Origin of the sequence: Sulfurovum lithotrophicum (assembly GCF_000987835.1) — a bacterium.
In the GTDB taxonomy this organism is placed as follows: Bacteria; Campylobacterota; Campylobacteria; order Campylobacterales; family Sulfurovaceae; genus Sulfurovum; species Sulfurovum lithotrophicum.
Genome location: NZ_CP011308.1, coordinates 1,010,597 through 1,032,939 on the forward strand (window position 1 = coordinate 1,010,597; position 22,343 = coordinate 1,032,939).

A 22,343-nucleotide genomic window follows, 5' to 3' on the forward strand; every position below is an offset into this window, starting at 1 on the left:
ATTTAATCATATTCTTTTTCACATGTGAGTTTAAGACAGTTTTGTGGTATCTCGCCATTTAGGAACTGTTCCATGTTCCGTAAAGAGATATCCATGATACGGGCTAAAGCCTCTTTTGTATAGTAGGCCATGTGCGGTGTATAAAGGAAATTTTCTTTTTGTGCAAGAGAAACATCACTGCATACATCGGAGGCGATGATATTCGACAGTGAATGATAGAGTGTTTCTTCTATGATCTCACATCTTGCAGTATTGATGATGATACAATCTTTTTTGATCAATGGAGCATTTCTTTTGTTAACAAGTCCCTGTGTAGCAGGGGTCAGAGGCAGGGCAGGCATGAGTATATCGGCATTTTCCAATATGCTTTCCAGGGAGACAAAGTCAATTTCCAGTTCATCAAAAACAGCTTTATGTGTCCGACTGTATCCCAGTACTTTCATTCCAAAGCCTTTGGCTATCTTCGCCATCTGTAAACCTATGGTTCCCAACCCGAGAATTCCTATGGTTTTACCAAAGAGTTCTATGCCTTTGAGGTCAAGGTAGTCCAAGTCACCTTTTTTGCTGCGATCCAAAGCAATATGAGTTTTTCTGGTAGCATTCAAAAGAAGAGAGAAAGCAAACTCCGCTACAGCAGGGCCTGCATATCCTGCTACATTGCTTACTTTCATATCTTTTTGATAAAGTGTTTTACACTTGATATGGTCAAAACCGGTAGAACGGGTTTGAAGATATCGAAGCTTTGGGAGTCTGTCTAAAATATCATCTGTAATGCGTGACCCTACAAAGACTGAAACTGCCTCATATTCTTCAGGTTGCAATACAATATCCTGGATAGGCTTTTCAAAAAAGAAAAGTTCATGACCATTTAAATGTGATTCAAAAAAAATTCTTTCTTCTTTTTTTATTTCGAAAAATGCGATCTTCATACCTGTCCTTTCTGTATTGTTATCTATTTTCTTTATTGTAACAAGTTTGGATAAATAGTTTTAAAATGATTTTTTAATTTACGGGAAAGTGATATAATATAAAAAAACAAGGAGTACATTATGCAAAAAAGAGATGATCTTGACCTTGATAAATTTGAAAAGATATTAAAAGAGAGAGAGGTGCAGCTGGAAGAGAATATAGCGCAACTGAAATCAGAGCTGGATGTTGTAGGCAGTGATGATGGGATAAATGATGTGGAAGATCTTGCATCTCTGAAGAATATTAGTTCCAAGGACAATACCCTTTTGGAACGACAGGAAGAGGAACTTAAGGAGACGCTGCATGCTCTCGCGAAAATAAAGAACGGCACTTATGGCATATGTGAAAAGACAGGTAGATCCATACCGGTTGAAAGACTTGAAGTCAATCCTATTGCAAGATATATTGTGGGAGCAGAGGATCAGAATTGAGCATTAAAACACCTTATGTCGCCGTTGACGGTATAGTGATGCTTTATGACAGTAAAGAAGTTTTTAAAGGTATCGTCCTGATAGAACGTAAAAATCCACCGTTTGGCATGGCTCTGCCGGGAGGTTTTGTCGATGTAGGTGAGAGCTGTGAAAGTGCTGTTGTCCGGGAAATGAAAGAGGAAATATCCCTTGACGTGCAGATCATCAGGCTGCTTGGTGTCTATTCGGATCCCCAAAGAGACCCGAGATTCCATACGGTTTCGGTGGTCTATATCTGCAAAGCATATGGAGAACCTGAAGCAGCGGATGATGCGAAAAAGTGTTTTATCTATCTTCCCGATAAGATACCGATGGAAAAACTTGTTTTCGATCATGCAAAGATTGTTGGGGATTTTCTCAGGAACAGGGAGGATAATACATAACTAATGGAAGAGATAGGTAAAAACATTATTATCATGGGTCTTGTAATCGTAGTGATAGGCGTACTGCTTACGTTTGGCGATAAACTCCCTTTTTCTTTGGGAAAACTACCCGGTGATATTGTCTATAAAAAAGAGAATTTCTCTTTCTATTTCCCGATCACGACTTCGATCATCCTCAGTGTGGTCCTGTCGTTTCTTTTCTATCTATTCGGAAAGTTCTTCAGGTAATGCCATGTCGCTGAATGTCCCGAACATCCTGAGTCTTTTTCGTATTGTGGCAGCACCGTTCCTGCTGTTAACAGGATGGTTTGGACTGCCGGCAGGTTTTTTCACACTTTTTGGTCTGATGCTGCTTTCAGATGCTGCCGATGGATATGTCGCTCGCAAAACGGGTCAGACAAGTGAATTTGGTGCAAAACTTGATAGCTATGGGGATATGACAGTTTATCTCACCACTCCGCTGGCTGCCTGGTGGCTTTGGCCGGATATCATTAAAGAGGAACTCCCCTATATCATTACAGTGGTCGGCGTCTATCTGCTGCCTGCTTTTTTTTCATTTGCAAAATTCGGCAGGATAGCCAGTTACCACACCTGGAGCGCGAAGATCTCGGCAGTATTGATAAGCATTGGTATCGTGCTTTTGTTCGGTTTTCATGACAACAGACTCTTTCATCTCTCGATCTGTTTTGTCATACTCGAAGCGATAGAGAATATCACCATTACTTTCCTTCTTCCGAAGCCTGAGATCAACGTACATTCCGTCTGGCATCTATTGAAGGAGAGGAGATGAAACTGACCTTTCTGGGAACCAGTGCCGGCAAACCTACCACAGAGAGGAATGTCTCTGCACTCGGATTGGAATTTGATCAGGACAACAAATGGTATCTCTTTGACTGTGGGGAAGCAACGCAGCACCAGATCATGAGAAGCAGCTTGAGAGTCGGGAAACTCGGCACCATTTTCATCACCCATCTTCATGGAGACCACTACTATGGACTTTTGGGTCTGCTCTCAAGCAAAAAACTCGACAAAGCCTTCAACCCTTTGACCATTTACGGACCCAAAGGTATCAGAACGTTTATTGGGTGTGCTTTTGCCGACCTTTCCTTCGAGCATCTCGGCTATCATCTGAAGATCATCGAATATGAAGCGGGTGAAACCTTCATCTTCGACAGATTTACGGTCAAAGTACTTCCGCTTGTGCATTCCGTGGAAAGTGTCGCCTTCTATATCAAAGAGAATAACACGAGCAACAGACTCAATGAAGCGAAGTTGAGGGCGGAAGGCTTGGAGCCCTCTCCACTTTACGGTGAACTAAAAAGGGGAAAAAGCATCGTTTTTCAGGGAAAAAAACTGGAACCTGAAGCATTCATGCTTGATCCGGTACAGGGGCGCTCACTGATCATCGCAGGTGACAATAGTCGCCCCTCTGTTCTTGGAAATTATCTGGACAACCTAGACCTGCTTGTGCATGAGTGCACCTACACACAGGGTATCTATGACCACCTACCTGAAAAAGTACTGCACACTACGGCAAAAGATCTCGGGGAAGCAGCAGAGGAAAAGGGCGTCAAAAATCTCATCGCTACCCACATAAACCCAAGATACAGTAAGAACAGCAAACTGGGTATAGAGATGATTTATAACGAAATCAGAGAGGGGTACAGCGGCAGGCTATTCATCGCCAATGATTTTGATGTATATATGGTTGGAAAGGACAGGGTGGTTAGAAAAGTATAGAGTAAAACAGGAACGAATGTAAATTGGATTTGCCTATTCCAATCACATCTACTGTTTCTAGAGATTATGGGTAGATGATTCAATGTGATGTTTCTTTTGTTTTACCCTGTTTTGCAGTGATTGTTTGATCTTGAAACATGTGGGCCCATCTTTTTAATGTACTGTATGATACCTCTGCATAGCCACCTGCATCCTTTGTATCCCACACTTCAAACTCTGTCATTCCATATTCAAATCCAAGTTTGAGGGCATTATCAAAATTAACTTTTGGTCCACGTGTTTGAAAAGCGATAGGTGCTCCCAGTTCTTTGATCGTTGGGTATATCAGTTTAGCGTTTTGTGATAAAGGGTCGACCAGTCCATGATTCGAAATAACGCCGCGATGTCCGTATCTGCTTCTGAACTTTTTCATGAGATCGTTCGAGAATACTGCATCCGGTGTCCATTCGTGGTCGGTGGAAATGAACACATTAAAAGGAAAATCTACAACCGTCAATTTCCAGACGCTATAATCATCTAATGCCCGTTCGATCGCTTTTTTGTATTTGGCATCAGTAAATCCATAAGCCCTTATCTTTGGATTGTTCTTCCTATCAAGAGGGGCTACGAATGGTTCGGCAGTCAGGGACGCAGCGGTACCTACACAGACTTCTCTGATCAATTTATTATGATCGTACCGAAGTGCCAGATGCTTTAAAAGTGCGGCAAACCTGTCACCATATTCTTTGGTCCAGAAAAGTCCGATCTTTACAGTCGGATAACGTTTTTTCTTTATGGCGATAGGTCCGCCGTTCATCTTTTTTACATAAAAAGGAGCAACAGGTCCACCGAATATTCTTAATTTTGCAGATAGTGGATGCTTCGTGTGCTGTTGATTATATGTTTCTATTTCTTTGAGGGCCTGGTCAATGGATGAGAAATCATACATCCCTTTCTTGGATTCCATGTACATCCAAATAGTATCAATGACAACTGCAGAATAAACGTCAGGGTGTGCCTTGACCTCCCTAAGGGGATCTTTATGTTTGAGAGCGCCAATAGGACTTCCCATTGCAATAAGCCCGGTAATAGGCTTTTTTTGTATGTTTGTGATGTTTACATTTACATTTGATTCTGCATTGCCTACACCAGATAAGAGGAATATATAAAATACCGCAATACCTATCAGTTCAATAATTTTACCGGAAGTGTTTGTTTGTTTTTTTATCAAGATATACTGCCTTGTTGTATAAAGTAAAATAGTTGGTAGAGATTGGGTAAAACAAGAATACTATAATCATCCTCACAACTATAAAAACATAGAAAAACCCAAAGAATCTATCCAGTTTCAGCTATTATAACATCTAAAAAATCAAATTTTAAGTTTTTTAAAGCAATTCTCAGAAATATCTTTCAATAGTGTCGTATATTGATCCGTAAGCATAAATAAAGCAGAGTTTTATTTTTATATCAGGCTAAAACGATAAAATAAATGAATTTAAATTTTGGAGGCTGTATGATCCTGACCCGACTGCTCTTTACAGTACTTGTACTCTTTTCTGCTGCGCATGCAAAACACTCTTTTAAACATTACAATGATATATGTGAAAAGACCGATAACCAGAAGTGTGTGAATGATCCGCTTCAGGTCAAGAACCTTCAGATCGCACTGAATGCGGATAAATATCTCCATCTTCATTTAAAAACGGACGGGAAATGGGGAAAGAATACGAAAGAAGCTGTACAAAAGTTTCAGAAGCATTATCATATTTTTCCGGCTGAAGGCTATGTTGGTGCCAAAACAAAAAGGGTACTTGAGAGAGTAGCCAAAAATGTGAAACTACCTCCAGTAAGAACAGCTGCAGCGAACAAAATGACGAACAGATCCTACACTTGTTATGCGGACTTCAAGAAACATGTCGATCTTCAGAAAAGCTACAAAGTATTTAAAAACAACAAACTTCTTTCAAAAGCCAACGGTAAAAATACCCATATCAAGATCGATGTAAGTGAACAGAGGCTCAAACTTTATGTAAATGGCAAGGTAGCACTTTGTGCTCCATGCACTACCGGAGCGAAACGTAAATTCGAACCGAATACAAAAACATATAGAGACAAACATACACCACTGGGCACTTTTAGGATCAAAGAAAAGATAGCCGCCAAAAAATCGACCATCTTTGGTGAAATGTACAGGAACGGCAAAAAAGTATATCATGGAGATAGAAGGAAATATAGGGGTCCCCGTGCGAAGTATGTCGGACATACCATGCATCACTGGATGAGACTGACAAGTGGCGGTGTAGGGCTTCATGCCAGCAAATATATCAAAAGACATCCAGGAAGCAACGGTTGTGTAAGATTGCCGTTCAAGGTAGCTTCCATCGTCTTCTCCAAAGTAAAAAAAGGAACGAAGGTCAGTGTTATAAATTAATTTTTGGCTTAGGTCCAAAAATCATCATCTTTTAGATCTCAGCTTCTTCTTTTGGCGACCATCTGTGCCTTCAGACTCTTTTTCCCGTGCATGTCAACATCCCAATACTCTCTTAGATGCATAATGTCATATTCATGGTCGAATATTGCTTCAAGTTCTCCTTCTTCGAGCAGAAAGCTTTTATTGCCTGGTGTATTTTCATTGTCTGGATGATAGACAAAGGTTTCATAGAGAAAAAGTCTGTCCGGTTTCAATGCTTTGGTGATTTTTGGAAAGAGCTCGCGTTTGAGGAAAAAAGTACAGATGATCAGGTCATAAGTTTTCTCTGGGAATTCATGCGTATCGAGATCGACCTCTTTGGGATGAATGTGTGCAAGCCCTTTGAGTGATTCGATGGCAACCGAACTGATGTCCAAGGCATCGACCTCGAAACCGATGGAAGCAAGATATTTGCTGTTCCTTCCCATTCCACAGGCAATGTCGAGTGCGCGATTTCCCGTAGCCAGTTTAGCATAACGGGTAATAAGTTCAACGGGTTTATCCGGAGCAGGGATGGTGAGGTATTTTTCATTCCAGTGCTCTCTGTCTTCCTCTGCCATCTTTACAGCCTTTTTTGCTATTATTCTACCCAAATAATCCAAGGATCAACATGGCAAAAACAACTTTTATATCATGGAATGTGAATGGCATACGTGCAGTTGAGAAAAAAAATGCATTAAAATGGATCGATGAAAGTGATATTGATTTTTTGGGACTTCAGGAGATCAAAGCGGAAGCGAACCAGATCCCGGATAGTATTTTTGAAAAACATTACAAATTCCAAAGTATCAACTCCTCTTCCCGGAAAGGGCAGTCCGGTGTTGCTTTGTTTACCAATATCAAGGGTACAGCATCCGGTGGAGACCATATTGATATCCTCAATGAAGGACGTATCAATGAATATCATTTCGGCAGTTATGTTCTTTTTAATGTCTATTTTCCCAATGGACAGAGAAGCGAAGAGCGTTTAGCCTATAAACTGGCATTTTATGAGCGTTTTCTGGATTATATCAATGAAGTCCGGACAGAGGGAAAGTCGATCATTATCTGCGGTGATGTCAACACGGCCCATAAAGAGATAGATCTTGCCCGTCCCAAGTCCAATGAAAATACATCGGGGTTCCTGCCTGTAGAAAGAGCATGGATGGACAAACTTCTTGATAACGGATATATCGATACTTTTCGGTATATACACGGGGATGAACCGGATCGTTACAGCTGGTGGTCTTACAGGACAAAGGCGAGGGAAAGGAATGTGGGATGGCGTATTGACTACTTCTTCGTTTCAGATGATATCAAAGAGAAGATCGTCGATGCGGATATTCTGGACCACATCATGGGCAGTGACCACTGCCCTGTAAAGCTGGTATTGGATATCTGATATTTAGACTTCTTCTCCGGTATAGTAGAATTCGTCAAGACCATCGAGGAAAGCTATGAGCAGTTCATCCGAACAGGCCTTGAAATTCTTATGTCCTTCTTTTCTGAAGAGTGATTTAAGTTCCTGCTTGCTCAATGTGACATCGCCCAGACCGAAAATGATCTCGGTTTCAGGCTCTTTGAGCTCCAGGGCGATACGGAGTTTTTTCAGGATGAGGTTGTTAGTGAGCTCTACGGCTTCGTCATCGCCGGGTTTTTTTGGGGAAGGACCTCGCTTGAGTGTCACGAGTCCATCGAGAAACATCCCCAACTCTTCATAGGAGCAGAGTACAAAATCTTTATCCACGCGTTTTTTGAGCAGGGATTCGAGATGTTTTGGGTTCATCTCATAGCCCTCAAGTGTATAGGCTTCAAGTATATCGGCCTCACTCATGTTTAGTGCTTTTACTGTTTTATAAAGAATATCGTTTGTTTTCAAGGTTATCTACTTTTTCTGTGCGATATTCACATGGCAGAGTGTTGCTTTGACCGTTGTAGAAAAACCGATGGTCACGTCACTCCATGTTTTGCCTTTATGCAGTTCATAGCAAGCTTTGTTGATGGAGGCCAATGCTTTGCCTGCCGCAAAGTCGACAAGGTCAATGGTGCCTGTAGCATTAAACTGCCCCTTGTCGTAGATGTACTTCATGGGAACGGTCTTCGTTTTTCCGTTCATGGTGATCTCTATGCTGACTGTACCGGTACGCGGTTTCCCTTTTTCATGTTTATCGGACCTTTTGATGTCGATGATCTTCGCTTCGATGGTATTGGAACTCATAATAGAGAAGAAGAATTTGACCAGTTTTTCATCTCTTCCCGGGTTCCCCGTAGTCAGTTTGCTTGTATCGATGTTCACTTTTGAACCGACAAAGAGTTCCCGGAAGTTCTTTCCTTCGAGTGAGTTGGGAGTGTATTTTACCGCAGTAAATTGCCCGTTCACACCGATCTTGGCTGGTGTCTTGTAGGCTTTCCATGTGACGTTCATATCGGCAGGCTGTACGAGTACACAGCCCGTAGGTGATGCGGCATAAGCCATTGAGGCTATGGCAAGCAGCGAAAGAAGTGTTCGTTTCATAAGAATATCCTTTTAAATATCTATTTTCTATTTGGCAGCAGCTTTTTCGGCCAATTCCTGCAAAGCAATATGCGCTTGCTGTATGATAGCCAAACAAGTTTTATCTTTGATGTTGTGCTTGAGGGTCCAGTATTCCGGATTAGTATAGGTGATGGTGGTGATGCCATCTTCTTCTACGGTGAAGAGCATACGGAGAGGAAGCTCCAGTCCCATGCTTGGGTTACACTGCATGAGTTTCGTACCTATTTTTGGGTTTCCAAATATCACCACTGTCTCGGGTTCGAGCCTCATACCTACAGATTTTGCTGCTTTGGTATGGTCTATCGTATTGAAATGTGAAAGCCCCTTTTGGGGTAAAGCCGTCATCAGCTTCTCGATTGCGACAGGGACCGTGTTGTTCGTCTCTACTGTTTCAAGGAAAGCCCCTTTTTTGTTTTCGCATCCCGTCATTGCCAATGTGAGCAACCCTGCCATACAAGTTATAATGATTCTTTTCACTCTAAATCCTTTACAGGGTGCGTCATCACGCACCACATTGAAATGGGTGTGTGACTACACACCCTACAGTTTAAACATTGAACCTGAAATGCATGACATCGCCGTCCTGCACGATATACTCTTTCCCTTCAAGCCTGTTCTTCCCTGCCTCTTTGGCTCCCTGCTCGCCGCCATACTGAATGAAGTCTTCATAACTGATGACTTCTGCGCGGATGAATCCTTTTTCAAAGTCGTTGTGGATGACTGCCGCAGCTTTTGGAGCGGTCGTTCCTTTCCTGATAGTCCATGCACGTACCTCTTTGACTCCGGCGGTAAAGTAGCTTTGAAGACCAAGTTTGTCGAAGCCTTTGTGGATGATCTGCTCAAGTCCTGACTCTGTGACCCCAAGGTCCGTGAGCATCTCTTCTCTTTCTTCATCTTCGAAATCGACCATTTCTTCTTCTACTTTGGCACAGAGCTTGATGACTTCTCTGTTTCTCTCGTCCGCATAGGTTTTAAGCTGCTGGACAAATTCATTGTCTTCGCTCAGGCCGTCTTCATCAACGTTCGCACCGTAGATGATCTCTTTGCTTGTCAAAAGACGCAGGTCTTTGTTGATGGCTTTGAAACCGTCACTCTCAATACCCTCAAAAGTTGAGACAGGGTTTCCTTCCTCAATATGTGCGAGCAGGGCTTCTGCAACTTCAAGCTGCATCTTGGCATCCTTGTCGTTCCCTTTGGCTTTCTTCTTCAGCATATCGATACGCTTGAGTACCGCATCGATATCGGCAAAGAGAAGTTCCTGCTCGATGATCTCCACGTCACGGATAGGATCGATGGAACCTTCCGTGTGTACCACATTGGGGTCTTCGAAACATCTGACGATATGCAGTATCACTTCCGTCTCGCGAATGTTCCCCAGAAATTTGTTCCCCAGGCCTTCACCTTTGCTTGCACCTTTGACCAGACCGGCAATGTCCACAAAGTCCAGTGTAGAGTGCTGAATACGTTCAGGGTTGACGATCTTGGAAAGCTCATCCAGCCTTTTGTCCGGTACGGGAACAACCGCCTTGTTCGGTTCGATCGTACAGAACGGATAGTTCGCACTCTCTGCATTCTGTGCCTTTGTCAGTGCGTTAAAAGTCGTAGATTTTCCTACATTCGGCAGTCCTACAAGTCCAATGCCTAATCCCATGGTATTTCCTTAGCATAATGATTTGAGGTGCTTCACCCCATAAATAATACGCGATTTTATCGAAATCTTGGTGAAGGAGGGGTTAGTGTGTATATTTTGATGTATAATAATCATTAAATAACCCAGGAGAATGGATTTTAATGGAAAATGTTCTCATCGTTCTGATCGTTACGATTGCCATTGCAACGGTACTCAATGTCATTTTGAAAAAGTTCGATATTCCTACGGTCATAGGCTATATCCTTTCCGGCTTCGCTATCTCCTCCTTTTATCATTTTGCAGAAGATTCAAGGGAGGTGCTTTCGCATCTGGCAGAATTCGGTATTGTCTTTCTGATGTTCACGATCGGGCTTGAGTTTTCGGTTAAACATCTCAAACACATGAAAAAAGAGGTGTTCCTCTTTGGCGGTCTTCAGGTGATGCTGTCGGGACTTTTGTTCTCCATTATTTCCCATCTGCTATTTCATCAGGAACTGAAAAGCGCCATTGTGATCGGCTTTGCGCTCTCACTCTCTTCCACTGCGATCGTACTCAAGATACTCAACGAGAGGAATGAGATACATTCGGGTTACGGACGAAGCAGTGTAGGCATACTGATCTTTCAGGACCTTGCGGTCATTCCGATACTTCTGATGGTCTCCATTTTTACTTCACAGACCGATTCGGTCAGTGTAATGCTGCTCAACACGCTGGTCAGCGCCATTCTCGTTTTTGTCATACTCTTTATTGTAGGCAAATACTTTCTTGAACGTTTTTTTGACCTGATCATGGACACGGATTCGGAAGAGATCTTTCTTGTTGCCGTTCTGTTGGGGGTCATCTCCGCATCCGTTCTGGCGGAAGTGTTCGGGTTTTCCTACTCGCTGGGTGCATTCATCGCGGGTATGATGCTTTCTGAGACCAAATACCGTTACCGAATAGAAGCTGACCTTGTACCTTTCAGGGACATCCTTCTGGGAGTATTCTTTGTGACGATAGGGATGCTGATAGACTGGCATTCCATCATTACATACGGACACATCATTCTTGGCCTGCTTGTGGGGGTAATGCTGCTCAAAGGTCTGTTGATCTTTGGGATACTGCAGTTCTTCGTACAGAGGAGAACTGCGCTTAAAACCGCTTTGGCCCTTTTTGAAGTAGGAGAGTTCTCTCTGGCCATCTTCGCTCTGGCAAACTCCAAAGGGCTGATAGACTCGGGGCTCAACCAGATCCTTATTATCACAGTGGTCCTCTCGATGATCATTACTCCATTTGTACTCAAAAATATCAAAGCGATCGTCGATTATTTTATAAAAGAGCCTGATACACTTCGTGAACGGGCGATAATAGGGGGAACGTACAAAGACCACATTATTGTCTGCGGTTATGGACCGCTTGGACAGAGACTGGTGAAGTCCTTTAAAGAAAAAAACCTGCTGTATGTTATATTGGAGCATGATGTCAAAGTCGTTGATGCAGTCATAGCCAAAGGAGAAGAGTCGATCTTTTTTGCCAATGCCGCCCAGAAGATGGTACTGGAACACTTCAATGTCGATCAGTGCTGTGCCATCATCGTGACCATCGACAATGAGATACAAAAACAGCTTATCTGTGAGAATATCGCTTCATTCGGACCGCATATCAACAGTATCGTCAAAGTGATGAACAATGCGGAAGGAGAAACGATATCGAGCCTTGGTATCAAGCATGTGGTCAACGCAAGAAATATCGTCGCGGATATCATGGAGCAGGAAGTGTTGGCCTGCCAGCTTTCCATAAAGGAAAGTTAAAGAGGAATTTTAAAGTGTTTCAAGGTCAGTATCCGGCAATGCGACAATACGCCTTTCCATAAGATTGATCTCATTGACAAGTTTTTTGGAAACCTCTTCCATAGAAGCAAAATACTCTTTTGCAAGTTTAACAGAGTCATCTGTTATCTTTTTCTTTTTGCCAAACAGCTTGCTGAAAAAGCCCTGTGGCTCCAAGTCATAATAAATTTTGTAGATATTCAGATAAATATCATGAAGTTCAAAGTGAAGCTTCTCTATTTCCGACATACAGTCAAGTGGATTGTTTCTCAGGCCGTTAAGCCTTTGAGCATCAGAGTAGAACCATTGGCCAAACTTGCATTGTGTAGAGTTGACCGGTATGGCATCTTCTTCCATTTTAAAACCGGAAATCAGCATTTTAGCACGCTGAACCCAGTTGATATGGGCAGCTTTTGCCGCCCTTAATTGTTCAAGGATTGTATTTTTTTCCATAATTAAAACTCCTAAAATTTAATAAGAATATTTTATCATTATCTATCTTTTAGATCGATAATAATATTAATGCGCTTCTTTTTTTCTGGCAAGGCCCTCAATGAGTCTGAGCATCATTCGTACCCCGGCACCGGAAGCACCATGCGGGTTCTCGCCCCATGTGTGTTCCACAAAAGCTGGTCCGGCAATGTCTATATGTGCCCATTTCTCTTTATGCTCCTCATCGATGAACTCGGAGAGGAACTGACCCGCAGTAATGGCTCCGCCGTAACGGGTGTTTGAAATATTGCAGACATCGGCAATGCTGCTTTTGATGGTCTTGTGCAGGTAGGGGTTGAAGTCAAGTGCTGTCGCAAGTTCTCCGGCGATCTTTGCCTGCTTTGTCACCATTGTTTTCACCTCTTCGTTGAAACCCAACACACCTGATGTATAGTGTCCAACACCTACTACGCAGGCACCTGTAAGTGTAGCGAAGTCAAAGAGGTAGTCCGCTTTGACCTCCTGCTGTGCATAGGCGAGGGTGTCTGCAAGAACGAGTCGGCCTTCCGCATCCGTATTGCGAATCTCGATGGTCTTTCCGTTCTTGGAAACCAGTACATCGTCTGGTTTATAGGCATCTCCGCCTATCATATTCTCCACTGCACCGACAAAGCCGTGCACTTCCACGGGCAGGTTCATCTCGGAGATGGCTTTCATCAGTCCCAATACGGCAGAACCGCCGCTCTTGTCAGACTTCATGGTCACCATATAATCGGCAGGCTTGAGGCTCAGCCCACCTGAATCATAGGTAAGACCTTTTCCTACCAGTGTGATGACGGCTTTGGGGTTCTTTGGCTTGTGAGAAAGGTGGATTACTCTTGGTTTGTGTCTTGAAGCCCGTGCTACGGCAAGGAGGGTTTCCATTTTCTCTTTTTTGAGTTCTTTGGGTTTGAGTATCTTGCATTTGAGCTTATTCTCTTTGGCAAGTTCTTCCGCAATGTTGGCCATGATCTCAGGGTAGCAGTCATCAGGTGTGGTGTTGACGATGTCACGTGTAAAGTTGGTTGCCTCTGCAGCGATCACTCCATTGTTCAGGGCACGTGCTGCCACTTCCATGGTGATCTCATGTGCCTCGTAACCTTCAAGTGATATTTCAACGTTCTTGACAGGACATTTTACTTTTTTGCTTTTGTACTGGTTGAATGTATAGCTTCCAAGTACCAGGCCCTCGACCATGGCTCTGATGGAAGCTGAACATCTCGGGTGACTTACGTAAGTAGCGATCTTAATGGTCTTATAGGTTTTTTTCCCAATGAGTGAACGAATGGCTGTTGCCACTGCCGGTCTGATGCCTCTTCCTTTGAGCGTCTCCGCTCCCACATAGAGTCTTTTTTTCTCTACAAGGTGGCACACTTCATCCTGGCTTCCGGAAAAACCGGCTTTTTTGAGCAGTTTTTTGTCTTTGACCGATTTGTGTTTGAGGTTTTTGTCGATGACGATGATGATCTCAAGATCGGCCTTGATATCTTTTATATTTGCATTGTTTATATTGAAATTCATTGTTTACCTTTTGTGATAGTTTATGTTTCGGAGTATAACCAAATATTGGTAATAGGAAAATAGTCTCTACTATTTGACTATTCAACCTTATCTTTCGCGGATACGATATCGATCATGAAGCTTCCCGGTTTTTCATAGCCGATCACTGAATAGACGGTCTTCTTTGTCTTGGTGTCAATGAAATATATCGAGGGTGTTAATGTAGCGTTGTGTTCTTTTGCTTCCGGAGAGTTGAAGTCTGCAACCACGATAACCATATCAGACAGTGCCGATCTTATATTCTCGTCTCTGAGTGTTCTGTGGATCATCTTCTCACACCACTCACAGCTGCTTTCGATGATGAGAAGCATGAGGAGATCTTTCTTTTCCGCCTTTGCTTTCTGATACGCCTTTCCCATGCTGGTCTGGGCATCGAGTACCCATGCTGCATCCTCAACAGTGATAGCCATCAGATTGCATACAAAAAGTAAAGAAAATATAAAGGCTTTCATAGTATATCCTTTTTATATAAGTATATCATATTTGATTATAGTAAGTAAATGAAAGTAAGTATTTTGAAGTATTTTGTTTTTTATTGGTAAGACATGTGTTCCCACGCATAATGTGGGAACGAATCAGTCCTGAAACTGCTCTTTGAGTATATCTTTTACCTGGATCATATCCTTGTCACCCCGTCCGGAGAGATTTACAAGGATGATCTTTCCTTTTATCTCTTCAGGCTTCATCTTTTTGAGGTATGCGATGGCATGGGAACTCTCAAGTGCAGGGATGATCCCCTCTGATTGGGAAAGCCAGACAAAAGCATCAAGCGCTTCAACGTCGGTAATGTGGCTGTAAGTGACGATACCTTTGTCTTTAAGGAAAGCATGTTCAGGCCCGATCCCCGGGTAGTCCAGTCCTGCCGAGATGGAATGTGCCTCCTGTACCTGGCCGTCCTCATCCTGCAGCAGGTAGCTGAGCTGTCCGTGCAGTACGCCGGGGCTGCCTTTTTCCAAAGAACATCCATGCTTGCATTCCAGTCCTTCCCCTCCGGCCTCTATACCGATACACTCAACACTTTCATCTTCCAAAAAGTGGCTGAAGATACCCAATGCATTTGAACCGCCGCCGATACAGGCAATGATCTTGTCAGGCAGACATCCTTCAGCCGCCTTCAATTGTTCTTTGGCTTCCCATCCGATGATGGACTGAATGTCACGTACCATCATAGGGTAGGGGTGAGGACCGGCAACTGTACCTATCAGGTAGTAAGTATCTCTTGCATTCGTTACCCAGTGGCGGATGGCATCGTTCATGGCATCTTTCAGGGTTTTTGAACCACTCTCTACCGCATGCACTTTGGCACCGAGCAGTTTCATGCGGAAAACATTGAGTTCCTGACGTGCCACATCTTTGGCACCCATGAAGACTTCGCATTCCAGTCCGAAAAGCGCTGCCACGGTCGCTGTTGCCACACCATGCTGTCCCGCACCGGTCTCCGCAATGATCTTTTTCTTTCCGAGACGCTTTGCCAGTACAGCCTGTGCGACACAGTGGTTGATCTTGTGTGCTCCTGTATGGTTCAGGTCCTCACGTTTAAGGTAGATCTTTGCATCGAGTTCTTTGGAAAGGTTCTCGGCATAGTAGAGTGCAGAGGGACGACCCACATAGTTTTTGTAGTAGTAGTCCACCTCTGCCCAGAAATCTTTGTCGAAACGTACCGCTTCATAGTCTTTACGCAGCTGTTCAAGAGCCGGCATGAGTGTTTCAGGGACAAAACGTCCGCCGAACTTGCCGAAATGTCCGTTCTCGTCCGGGTCGAACGGACTTGGTTTTGGTATATAGACTTCTTTATGTAGATCCATCGTGATTCTTTCGTATAAAAATTGAAGAGATTATATCGTATGGGAGGTTATAGTGTTATAATGACAGGAATGACATATGATATAAGGGAACCTCTAATAATAGGCATATAAAAGGAGATGCATGAAAGTATTCGCACATCGTGGGTTCAGTGCTCTTTATCCCGAGAACACGCTTTTAGCCTTTCAAAAAGCGCTTGAGGCCGGAGCGGACGGCATAGAGACTGATCTTAGATTGACACGTGACGGTCATATCGTACTCTTTCATGACGATGATCTGCTGTACTTGGCCGGTATCAAAGGAAAAGTGGAATCCTTTACGCTTGAGAGACTGCAAGAATTAAAAATTGGGGAGGGTGAAAGCATACCCACACTGGAATCACTACTGTCGCTTGTGCATGGGGATGCGATACTAATATTGGAGATCAAATATGTACCGGAGACATACAAAAAAGTTTGTGAGTCCGTTGCACAAATGATAGCAGACAAACTGGATTGGGTGGAAGTTTCCTGTTTTGAAGATAACGTACTGGAGTATATACATCGGCTCAATCCCTCGGTCAGGCTGCATAAGATCATTGATACTTCTTCTGTACTGGCTACTATGTCCGAAAATAGCCATAATGACTACCTGTATTATCTTGATATAAACATGGCTTTAAGAGAAGAAGCCCTGAAAAGGGGGCTTTTGGATAAATATGAGGTCATACTCTGGACAGTCGCGAAAGAGGACCTGACAAAAGAGATAGAAGCCGGACTCTACGGCGTCATGATGGATGATATGAGAGAGGCGTACCGCTATAGAGGTCCCCTATAGTGACAGATTGCTTTGAAAACGTGATGTTTTCGGAATGTCTTCACCCTTTGCGGTATAGTTGTACTTCTTCTTTGCCTCTTTGACAAGTGCTTTGGGCATTTCATTGTAGACGGTGTTCATATCGGTATTGATGGTACCCAGAAAGTAAGTCTTTCCACTGCTTATTTTTGCAATGATCTTACTTCCGGACCCGTAACCGGCTTTCCCCCGACTGCACCCGTAATGCCCGCTTAGAGAATACTCTTTTAGACGTACATTGCTGCTGGGTGTCGGTATCTTCAACTCAATGAACCCTTTGTCTGGTTTCCTGTCATGAAAATAGATCTCATAGCCAAGCGGCTCTTCTTTTGTAACCACTTCGATATGCCTCACGGCCCTTTTCCCGTCACCGTCAACGGCAATAAGAATCAATGCATCACCTTTGTAGTAAGATCGGTCAGCATTGCTTACCGGTGTCAATGTATCGGGTGTACACCCTGTCAAAAGTATCCATGCCAAAAATGTTGTGCCAAGCATTATTTTTCTTGTAAACATATAGTTGTCTCCTTGTTTGAATATATTTTATCATACACAATGTGTAATTATGGTGTAGGTAAATAAAGCTATAATACCTTATGAAAAGAGTATTGACCTATTTAGGAATTATTGTCGGTTTGCTTGTACTGTTCTCTATGTTCCGTATCTACAAGATAGACGGTACCAGCATGAACTATGGAATGGTGGAAGGTGACGTAGTGCTGTGCAAGCGTCAGGTCGATACCATCAAGCGTGGTGACATGCTGGTGGTCAGACATCCGCTCGATCCCAAAGGCAGGCTCTATGTCAAACGCTGTGCGGCACTGCCGGGAGACAGGTTTTTCCAGAAAGAGCGGTTTTTCTACCTTCAGATCGATGGTGACTCAAGTAAAACGTATCAATTGGCACTTCAATATGACCTTGAGGTCGTATCGACCAAGGACGGGTATTTTCTTAAAAATCCCTATCTGAAATATTACGGTGTCGTGCATAACTGGAACCTAAAAGTGCCGGGTGAACTAAGCAAACTTCCCATGATGACCGTTGAAGATGATCATTATTACGTCCTTGGTGACTACAGGGACAATTCTGCTGACAGCCGTTTCTTTGGGGCCGTACCGCGAGACTGGGTGATGTCGAAAGTGATTTACGTACTTAAAAAGCCAAGGGACTGGATGACGCTGCTGGAGATCAAAGAGGCAGACAGCAGCGAGAAAGAGGTAAAGAAGAATGGCGGGCTTACCCCGTCTTCATTTAAAGGTTAGTCGATTTCCAGTACGGAGTAGACCGGAGCGGAGAAGCCTTCTCTGCCTTTGAGAAAACCAAGTTCCATGATGAAGCAGGCTTCCACACAGTGCGCTCCCACTTTGTCAATCAGGTTTGCGGCTGCTTTTGCCGTACCGCCGGTCGCGATGAGATCGTCTATGAGCAGTACTTTGGACTTTTCTCCTTCAAGAGAACAGCCGTTTTCTCCAAAAGCGTCTATGTGTATCTCCACTTCATCAAAACCGTACTCAAGAGAGTATTTCTCCGCAACGGTAGTGTAGGGGAGTTTACCTTTTTTACGCACAGGTACGAAACCCACCCCAAGCCTGTCAGCCAGAATGGAACCGAAGATGAAACCTCTTGCATCGATACCGGCAATGTAGTCGAGATCATACCCCAGATAACGCTCTGTCAGATGGTTCATCAGCGTGCTTAGCGCCCTTGGGTTGTTGAGGAGGGTAGTGATGTCTTTGAATACGATGCCGGGTTTGGGAAAGTCCGGGATGTCTCTGATGCTGTCGAGGATGATGGTTTTGTCTTCGGGGGTGAGTGTCATGGTGCTTCCTTTGTGATGTATGGAGTTATACTGTATTTTAGCGTAGGTTGTTTGAAGGTTGTTAACGGTTATATGTTTAGTCATAGGCTTGCTGTCTATGTCTAAAATCAACAATAGCTACAATAAGCTTATCACCTTCAACAAGATAAAAAAGTCTATAGTTTCCAATTCTGTATCGGTAATAGCCCTCAAAATTATCTTTTAGTTTTTTAATATTAGTTCCATAAAAAGGGTTTTCTCTAAGTTGAGGATAAACAAAACTTTCAATTTTTGAATAGAGTTTTTTATCTATTTTCTTTTTAACTTTTTCAAAAGTTTTAGTTTCAGCAATTTGGTATTTAGACAATGGTGTAGTCACCATTTTTGAAATCTTCTAATCCATTCATAAGATTTTCAACAAGTTCTTTATCTTCTAATATCTCATTCATTTCATCTTGTTCTACAAACTGTGATGAAGTTAAATATTGCAATGTCGCAAACTCTATGAAATTAGAAAGATTCCTTTTTTGACCTTCTGCTGCAAGTTTTATCATATTGTAAACTGAGTCATCAACTCTCATGGTTACTGTTTTCATGGAAGTCCTTTGAATACTTATTTATACTATTGTATTCAAATTTATTCATTTTGTCAACTCTTTTTTACAACCCATCTGTAGAAAAACCTTTTTTAAGCCCCATACTACCGAGGTTTGCTTAGGTTTTTAGCAACCCGTTTTCTTACTTTAACTCTAAATTTCTGCTAATAGGAGGACATTATGTCCTCCTATTTTTGAGGAGTATTTTATGGAAGTAAAGAAAAAATTACTTGATATTGTTCGCGACAAAATACGATTTAAGCATTACGGTATAAAAACAGAAAAGTCTTATGTTGGATGAATAAAACATTACATCTTCTTCTCGTGCCCACGCTTAGCGTAGGAACAAGAAAAGTTGCCTTATTTTACCCCAGATCAGCACCGAAGGAGCATCCGGCCTCTATTTTGCCTATTCTTGTAGCGTGACGTCCGCCTTCGAATTCTGTGGAGGCGAATGCTTCTACGATGTCTTCGATGACGCCTTTACCGACTACGCGTTCACCGAAGCAGAGTACGTTGGCGTCATTGTGCTGTCTTGTCAATTGTGCAGTGTAGTGGTCGTGGCAGAGGGCTGCGCGGATACCTGATACTTTGTTGGCAGCTATGGACATACCGATGCCTGTTCCGCAGATCAGGATACCGAAACTGCCCTGATCGGCAATAACAGCCTCCGTACATTTCTTTGCGAAGTCGGGGTAGTCCACTCTGTCGGCCGAGTCCGGCCCAAGATCGATGATCTTATGTCCGAGGTTTGTGACGAGTTCTTTGACATAGGCTTTGACAGCATAACCTGCATGGTCTGTAGCGATGTAGAATTTCTTTGACATTTAGTTTCCTTTGTTTGAATTATTTAGAGTAACCATTTTACGATCCATGTAACGGGCTGGAACAGATAATTTGAAACTGGTGTAAAAAGCACCGCTACGAGTATCAGCATCCCATAGGGATATATTTTATCATAAAATGCCGTAAAAGATTTCCAGTGCATGCCTTCAGCGAGATAGCGGATGGCATTGGCCCCGTCCAGTGGTGGGATGGGCCAGAGGTTGAAAACACCGAGCAGTACGTTGATGACGACACTCTGATAGAGCAGCAGGGCGATGAAAGCTTCAAATGCGGAAGTTGGATGTGCGAACATTGGGAAAAGTACGGCGCAGAAAGCGGCCAGTGCAAAGTTAAAGGTGATCCCGGCAAGGGAAACGGCGACTGCTGCACCTGCGCCACCATTCCTCATGACCGTGTTTATGTTGATGGGAACAGGTTTTGCCCAGCCGAAGATGAAAGGTGCCCCGGAGAAAAAGAGCATTCCGGGAACGAGAATACTGCCTACAGGATCGATGTGTACAAGAGGGTTTATCTTGAGGCGTCCGAGGCTTTTGGCTGTATTATCTCCATACTTATAGGCGACCCATCCGTGCATGATCTCATGCCCGATGATGGCGATCATCAGGGCGATGATCATACTGATGATCTTTATGATCTCTGCTTCACTCATTATTGTATGGGCTGCTCATGCTGGATAGAATCGATCAGCCTTCCCACACGTCCCCAGCGGACGGTAAAGCGTTGCTTGTTCCAGAGTGCTTCACACTCCTTGGAGTCGATGGCTATGTTTCCGCAGACTCTCTTGAGGCCGGCATGGTCTCTTCCTCCGCCATGACCATTCAGTACCTGGTCATAGGAACGGTGCTCAAGACTCATGTAGATCAGCCAGGGCTTTCCGACGATCAGTCTGTAGGGTACAGAACCCCAGAAACGACTGTCATTGGAGTTGTCACGGTTATCGCCTATCATGTAGAAATGGTCGGGTTCTACTTTTTTGTAAAGTGCGTTGATCGTGTTGTTTCCTATTTCATATACCATACTGTCAAGCCCGTCGACCATGATCGGGGTCATATCGATCTCTTTGTTGTAGGTGTAGTACTGCAGCAGGGCTTCAAAGATATTCATGCCTTCAGGCTGGTACTGTATACCAGGGTACTTGTCCATATAGGGGTTCTCCACCCAGAGCTTTCCTCTGAGCTGTTTGATCTTCTCTTGCGGATAGTTCTTCTTGATATACGCATCTCCCTCATGGAAATGGATCAGCAGTTTTTTGTCGGCATAGATGAGCTCATCACCACCGACAGCCACACAGCGTTTAACATAGTGGATCTTTTCATTTTTCGGATAACGGAAGATCACGATATCTTCTCTTTGGGGCTTTGGTCCCTCAATGAGGTGCCCATTCCCGTTGAAATCCGGCAGAAGCGGTATCTCAAGCCAGGGAAGATGCGGAGTAGCGATGCCGTAAGAGAACTTCTTTGCAAAGAGGAAGTCTCCGATCAACAAGGTCCGTTTCATCGATCCGCTGGGAATGACGAAAGACTGTGCAACAAAAAAGATGAGGAAAAGAACGATGATGATCGTTCCGGTCCATGAGCTGGAGAACTTATAGGCTGAAGAGAGAACTTTTTTCAATGTTTATGCCCTTTGTTTGGCGGATTTGAGTGTGTTGGAGAGAAGCATGGCAATGGTCATCGGTCCTACGCCACCCGGAACGGGGGTGATGTAGGAACATTTCGGTGCGACATTCTTGAAGTCCACATCACCGACAAGTGAGCCGTCCTCGATACGATTGATACCGATATCGATAACGATGGCACCCTCTTTGACCATATCTTCCTTGATGAGTCCGGGAACGCCTACGCCGACCACTACGATATCTGCCTGGCTGGTGTGGGCTTTAAGGTCTTTGGTGAAGATATGGGTGATGGTCACGGTGGCATTGGCGTTGAGCAGGAGGCTGGCCATGGGTTTGCCCACAATGTTACTGGCACCTACGACACAGACATCTTTGCCCTGAAGGTCAATGTCGTATTCTTCGAACATTTTCATGACGCCAAGCGGTGTACAGGCAACGAAACTGTCAAGTCCTGTCACCAGACGGCCGACGTTGTAGGCATGAAAGCCGTCTACGTCCTTTTTGGGGTCGATCACTTCAAGTATTCTGTCTGTATCGATGTGTTTTGGCAAAGGAAGCTGTACCAAAATACCGTCGATGCGCGGATTGGCATTCATCATTTCAATGGTAGCGATGATCTCATCCTGGGAGATAGTGTCTGGCATATTGTGAGTGATAGAGTAGAAACCGACTCTTTCGCAGGCCTTGGCTTTCATATTGACATAGGCATGGCTTGCCGGGTCGTCTCCGATGAGCAGTACTGCAAGGCCTGGAACTATGTTCTTCACCTGTTTGAGTTCTTCTACCTCTTTCGCCACATTTTCCTGTACTTTATGTGCCAGGCTTTTACCATCGATAAGTTGCATAGCGC

The 22,343-nt window shown here is 43.7% G+C and carries 29 protein-coding genes; 10 read left to right on the forward strand and 19 right to left on the reverse strand.

Annotated features, from left to right (window positions below; all coding sequences use genetic code 11):
* Positions 1-2 precede the first annotated feature (2 nt).
* Positions 3-929, reverse strand: a complete 927-nt coding sequence (locus tag YH65_RS04925; protein ID WP_046550888.1) for an NAD(P)-dependent oxidoreductase — start codon at positions 927-929, stop codon at positions 3-5.
* Positions 930-1,049: 120 nt separating this feature from the next.
* Here YH65_RS04925 and YH65_RS04930 point away from each other — a divergent pair, with 120 nt between their 5' ends.
* Genes YH65_RS04930 through YH65_RS04950 form a run of 5 tightly spaced genes read left to right on the forward strand, consistent with a single transcriptional unit; the run spans position 1,050 to position 3,562 of the window.
* On the forward strand, positions 1,050-1,400 hold the full coding sequence (locus YH65_RS04930) for a TraR/DksA family transcriptional regulator (protein WP_046550889.1): 351 nt from the start codon (positions 1,050-1,052) through the stop codon (positions 1,398-1,400).
* A complete protein-coding gene (locus YH65_RS04935; protein ID WP_046550890.1) occupies positions 1,397-1,822 on the forward strand; it encodes an NUDIX domain-containing protein in 426 nt (141 codons plus the stop codon). Before YH65_RS04930 ends, YH65_RS04935 begins: the two co-directional genes overlap by 4 nt.
* A 3-nt stretch (positions 1,823-1,825) precedes the next feature.
* A complete protein-coding gene (locus tag YH65_RS04940; RefSeq protein ID WP_046550891.1) occupies positions 1,826-2,050 on the forward strand; it encodes a DUF2905 domain-containing protein in 225 nt (74 codons plus the stop codon).
* Between the two features lie 4 nt (positions 2,051-2,054).
* Positions 2,055-2,612, forward strand: coding sequence for a CDP-alcohol phosphatidyltransferase family protein (locus tag YH65_RS04945; RefSeq protein WP_046550892.1), 558 nt, complete (start codon positions 2,055-2,057; stop codon positions 2,610-2,612).
* Positions 2,609-3,562, forward strand: a complete 954-nt coding sequence (locus YH65_RS04950) for an MBL fold metallo-hydrolase (protein WP_046550893.1) — start codon at positions 2,609-2,611, stop codon at positions 3,560-3,562. The genes YH65_RS04945 and YH65_RS04950 overlap by 4 nt, the downstream gene beginning before the upstream one ends.
* Before the next feature lie 79 nt (positions 3,563-3,641).
* On the opposite strand, the gene YH65_RS04955 is transcribed toward YH65_RS04950, so the two are convergent.
* Complete coding sequence (locus YH65_RS04955) at positions 3,642-4,772, reverse strand: hypothetical protein (protein WP_046550894.1); 1,131 nt, start codon at positions 4,770-4,772, stop codon at positions 3,642-3,644.
* Positions 4,773-5,057: 285 nt separating this feature from the next.
* Between YH65_RS04955 and YH65_RS04960 the strand changes: the two genes are divergently transcribed.
* Positions 5,058-5,975 carry a L,D-transpeptidase family protein gene (locus tag YH65_RS04960; RefSeq protein WP_046550895.1) on the forward strand — a complete coding sequence of 306 codons (918 nt, stop codon included), beginning with the start codon at positions 5,058-5,060 and terminating at the stop codon, positions 5,973-5,975.
* Positions 5,976-6,013: 38 nt separating this feature from the next.
* Here YH65_RS04960 and YH65_RS04965 read toward each other — a convergent pair whose 3' ends face one another.
* A complete protein-coding gene (locus YH65_RS04965) occupies positions 6,014-6,574 on the reverse strand; it encodes a class I SAM-dependent methyltransferase (protein ID WP_046550896.1) in 561 nt (186 codons plus the stop codon).
* A gap of 50 nt (positions 6,575-6,624) precedes the next feature.
* Between YH65_RS04965 and xth the strand changes: the two genes are divergently transcribed.
* Entirely contained in the window at positions 6,625-7,395 is a 771-nt protein-coding gene (gene xth / locus YH65_RS04970) for an exodeoxyribonuclease III (protein WP_046550897.1), read from the forward strand.
* 3 nt (positions 7,396-7,398) lie between these two features.
* On the opposite strand, the gene YH65_RS04975 is transcribed toward xth, so the two are convergent.
* The 4 genes from YH65_RS04975 to ychF form a co-directional block, all read right to left on the reverse strand.
* Entirely contained in the window at positions 7,399-7,872 is a 474-nt protein-coding gene (locus tag YH65_RS04975) for a YehS family protein (protein ID WP_052746096.1), read from the reverse strand.
* 6 nt (positions 7,873-7,878) lie between these two features.
* Entirely contained in the window at positions 7,879-8,508 is a 630-nt protein-coding gene (locus YH65_RS04980; RefSeq protein ID WP_046550898.1) for a YceI family protein, read from the reverse strand.
* A gap of 27 nt (positions 8,509-8,535) precedes the next feature.
* Positions 8,536-9,006, reverse strand: a complete 471-nt coding sequence (locus YH65_RS04985; RefSeq protein WP_046550899.1) for a DUF302 domain-containing protein — start codon at positions 9,004-9,006, stop codon at positions 8,536-8,538.
* A 70-nt stretch (positions 9,007-9,076) separates the two neighbouring features.
* Positions 9,077-10,180 carry a redox-regulated ATPase YchF gene (gene ychF / locus YH65_RS04990; protein ID WP_046550900.1) on the reverse strand — a complete coding sequence of 368 codons (1,104 nt, stop codon included), beginning with the start codon at positions 10,178-10,180 and terminating at the stop codon, positions 9,077-9,079.
* Between the two features lie 140 nt (positions 10,181-10,320).
* Here ychF and YH65_RS04995 point away from each other — a divergent pair, with 140 nt between their 5' ends.
* The gene (locus YH65_RS04995) at positions 10,321-11,949 is read left to right on the forward strand and encodes a cation:proton antiporter (RefSeq protein WP_046550901.1); all 1,629 of its coding nucleotides are present in this window, start codon (positions 10,321-10,323) and stop codon (positions 11,947-11,949) included.
* Between the two features lie 9 nt (positions 11,950-11,958).
* Here YH65_RS04995 and YH65_RS05000 read toward each other — a convergent pair whose 3' ends face one another.
* The 4 genes from YH65_RS05000 to trpB all read right to left on the reverse strand — a co-directional run bounded on the left by YH65_RS05000 (position 11,959) and on the right by trpB (position 15,803).
* Positions 11,959-12,420: a CZB domain-containing protein gene (locus tag YH65_RS05000; protein WP_011980342.1), complete on the reverse strand. Its 462-nt coding sequence runs from the start codon at positions 12,418-12,420 to the stop codon at positions 11,959-11,961.
* 66 nt (positions 12,421-12,486) lie between these two features.
* Positions 12,487-13,959, reverse strand: coding sequence for a leucyl aminopeptidase (locus YH65_RS05005; protein WP_046550902.1), 1,473 nt, complete (start codon positions 13,957-13,959; stop codon positions 12,487-12,489).
* A gap of 77 nt (positions 13,960-14,036) precedes the next feature.
* Positions 14,037-14,450, reverse strand: coding sequence for a thioredoxin domain-containing protein (locus YH65_RS05010; protein WP_046550903.1), 414 nt, complete (start codon positions 14,448-14,450; stop codon positions 14,037-14,039).
* Positions 14,451-14,573: 123 nt separating this feature from the next.
* Positions 14,574-15,803, reverse strand: coding sequence for a tryptophan synthase subunit beta (gene trpB / locus YH65_RS05015; RefSeq protein WP_046550904.1), 1,230 nt, complete (start codon positions 15,801-15,803; stop codon positions 14,574-14,576).
* A 121-nt stretch (positions 15,804-15,924) separates the two neighbouring features.
* On the opposite strand from trpB, the gene YH65_RS11220 reads away from it, so the two are divergent.
* Complete coding sequence (locus tag YH65_RS11220) at positions 15,925-16,617, forward strand: glycerophosphodiester phosphodiesterase (RefSeq protein ID WP_052746097.1); 693 nt, start codon at positions 15,925-15,927, stop codon at positions 16,615-16,617.
* Here the strand turns inward: YH65_RS11220 and YH65_RS05025 are convergent.
* Positions 16,612-17,151: a hypothetical protein gene (locus tag YH65_RS05025; protein WP_046550905.1), complete on the reverse strand. Its 540-nt coding sequence runs from the start codon at positions 17,149-17,151 to the stop codon at positions 16,612-16,614. The genes YH65_RS11220 and YH65_RS05025 overlap by 6 nt on opposite strands.
* An 80-nt stretch (positions 17,152-17,231) precedes the next feature.
* On the opposite strand from YH65_RS05025, the gene lepB (YH65_RS05030) reads away from it, so the two are divergent.
* Complete coding sequence (gene lepB / locus YH65_RS05030; RefSeq protein ID WP_084722030.1) at positions 17,232-17,897, forward strand: signal peptidase I; 666 nt, start codon at positions 17,232-17,234, stop codon at positions 17,895-17,897.
* Here the strand turns inward: lepB (YH65_RS05030) and YH65_RS05035 are convergent.
* From YH65_RS05035 to folD, 7 genes are all read right to left on the reverse strand, one after another.
* Positions 17,894-18,454 (reverse strand): adenine phosphoribosyltransferase, encoded by a 561-nt coding sequence (locus tag YH65_RS05035; protein WP_046550907.1) that lies wholly within the window; start codon positions 18,452-18,454, stop codon positions 17,894-17,896. The genes lepB (YH65_RS05030) and YH65_RS05035 overlap by 4 nt on opposite strands.
* 76 nt (positions 18,455-18,530) lie before the next feature.
* Complete coding sequence (locus YH65_RS05040) at positions 18,531-18,815, reverse strand: type II toxin-antitoxin system RelE family toxin (RefSeq protein WP_245609230.1); 285 nt, start codon at positions 18,813-18,815, stop codon at positions 18,531-18,533.
* The gene (locus tag YH65_RS05045) at positions 18,793-19,029 is read right to left on the reverse strand and encodes a hypothetical protein (RefSeq protein WP_046550909.1); all 237 of its coding nucleotides are present in this window, start codon (positions 19,027-19,029) and stop codon (positions 18,793-18,795) included. The genes YH65_RS05040 and YH65_RS05045 overlap by 23 nt, the downstream gene beginning before the upstream one ends.
* Before the next feature lie 365 nt (positions 19,030-19,394).
* The gene (rpiB, locus tag YH65_RS05050; RefSeq protein ID WP_046550910.1) at positions 19,395-19,856 is read right to left on the reverse strand and encodes a ribose 5-phosphate isomerase B; all 462 of its coding nucleotides are present in this window, start codon (positions 19,854-19,856) and stop codon (positions 19,395-19,397) included.
* Positions 19,857-19,879: 23 nt separating this feature from the next.
* Positions 19,880-20,524 carry a site-2 protease family protein gene (locus YH65_RS05055; protein ID WP_046550911.1) on the reverse strand — a complete coding sequence of 215 codons (645 nt, stop codon included), beginning with the start codon at positions 20,522-20,524 and terminating at the stop codon, positions 19,880-19,882.
* Positions 20,524-21,489 carry a signal peptidase I gene (lepB, locus tag YH65_RS05060; protein WP_046550912.1) on the reverse strand — a complete coding sequence of 322 codons (966 nt, stop codon included), beginning with the start codon at positions 21,487-21,489 and terminating at the stop codon, positions 20,524-20,526. The genes YH65_RS05055 and lepB (YH65_RS05060) overlap by 1 nt, the downstream gene beginning before the upstream one ends.
* Positions 21,490-21,492: 3 nt before the next feature.
* Entirely contained in the window at positions 21,493-22,338 is an 846-nt protein-coding gene (gene folD / locus YH65_RS05065; protein WP_046550913.1) for a bifunctional methylenetetrahydrofolate dehydrogenase/methenyltetrahydrofolate cyclohydrolase FolD, read from the reverse strand.
* Positions 22,339-22,343 lie beyond the last annotated feature (5 nt).

Excerpts from the sequence above, each read along its gene's own strand:
- YH65_RS04980 (WP_046550898.1), bottom strand. The coding sequence starts at position 8,508 with ATGAAACGAACACTTCTTTCGCTGCTTGCCATAGCCTCAATGGCTTAT.
- YH65_RS05055 (WP_046550911.1), bottom strand. The coding sequence starts at position 20,524 with ATGAGTGAAGCAGAGATCATAAAGATCATCAGTATGATCATCGCCCTG.
- YH65_RS05000 (WP_011980342.1), bottom strand. The coding sequence starts at position 12,420 with ATGGAAAAAAATACAATCCTTGAACAATTAAGGGCGGCAAAAGCTGCC.
- YH65_RS04995 (WP_046550901.1), top strand. The coding sequence starts at position 10,321 with ATGGAAAATGTTCTCATCGTTCTGATCGTTACGATTGCCATTGCAACG.
- YH65_RS04950 (WP_046550893.1), top strand. The coding sequence starts at position 2,609 with ATGAAACTGACCTTTCTGGGAACCAGTGCCGGCAAACCTACCACAGAG.
- YH65_RS05040 (WP_245609230.1), bottom strand. The coding sequence starts at position 18,815 with ATGGTGACTACACCATTGTCTAAATACCAAATTGCTGAAACTAAAACT.
- ychF (WP_046550900.1), bottom strand. The coding sequence starts at position 10,180 with ATGGGATTAGGCATTGGACTTGTAGGACTGCCGAATGTAGGAAAATCT.
- YH65_RS05045 (WP_046550909.1), bottom strand. The coding sequence starts at position 19,029 with ATGAAAACAGTAACCATGAGAGTTGATGACTCAGTTTACAATATGATA.
- YH65_RS04965 (WP_046550896.1), bottom strand. The coding sequence starts at position 6,574 with ATGGCAGAGGAAGACAGAGAGCACTGGAATGAAAAATACCTCACCATC.
- lepB (WP_084722030.1), top strand. The coding sequence starts at position 17,232 with ATGAAAAGAGTATTGACCTATTTAGGAATTATTGTCGGTTTGCTTGTA.
- YH65_RS05010 (WP_046550903.1), bottom strand. The coding sequence starts at position 14,450 with ATGAAAGCCTTTATATTTTCTTTACTTTTTGTATGCAATCTGATGGCT.
- YH65_RS04945 (WP_046550892.1), top strand. The coding sequence starts at position 2,055 with ATGTCGCTGAATGTCCCGAACATCCTGAGTCTTTTTCGTATTGTGGCA.
- trpB (WP_046550904.1), bottom strand. The coding sequence starts at position 15,803 with ATGGATCTACATAAAGAAGTCTATATACCAAAACCAAGTCCGTTCGAC.
- rpiB (WP_046550910.1), bottom strand. The coding sequence starts at position 19,856 with ATGTCAAAGAAATTCTACATCGCTACAGACCATGCAGGTTATGCTGTC.
- YH65_RS05035 (WP_046550907.1), bottom strand. The coding sequence starts at position 18,454 with ATGACACTCACCCCCGAAGACAAAACCATCATCCTCGACAGCATCAGA.
- YH65_RS04930 (WP_046550889.1), top strand. The coding sequence starts at position 1,050 with ATGCAAAAAAGAGATGATCTTGACCTTGATAAATTTGAAAAGATATTA.
- folD (WP_046550913.1), bottom strand. The coding sequence starts at position 22,338 with ATGCAACTTATCGATGGTAAAAGCCTGGCACATAAAGTACAGGAAAAT.
- xth (WP_046550897.1), top strand. The coding sequence starts at position 6,625 with ATGGCAAAAACAACTTTTATATCATGGAATGTGAATGGCATACGTGCA.
- YH65_RS04960 (WP_046550895.1), top strand. The coding sequence starts at position 5,058 with ATGATCCTGACCCGACTGCTCTTTACAGTACTTGTACTCTTTTCTGCT.
- YH65_RS11220 (WP_052746097.1), top strand. The coding sequence starts at position 15,925 with ATGAAAGTATTCGCACATCGTGGGTTCAGTGCTCTTTATCCCGAGAAC.
- YH65_RS04940 (WP_046550891.1), top strand. The coding sequence starts at position 1,826 with ATGGAAGAGATAGGTAAAAACATTATTATCATGGGTCTTGTAATCGTA.
- YH65_RS05005 (WP_046550902.1), bottom strand. The coding sequence starts at position 13,959 with ATGAATTTCAATATAAACAATGCAAATATAAAAGATATCAAGGCCGAT.
- YH65_RS05025 (WP_046550905.1), bottom strand. The coding sequence starts at position 17,151 with ATGTTTACAAGAAAAATAATGCTTGGCACAACATTTTTGGCATGGATA.
- YH65_RS04925 (WP_046550888.1), bottom strand. The coding sequence starts at position 929 with ATGAAGATCGCATTTTTCGAAATAAAAAAAGAAGAAAGAATTTTTTTT.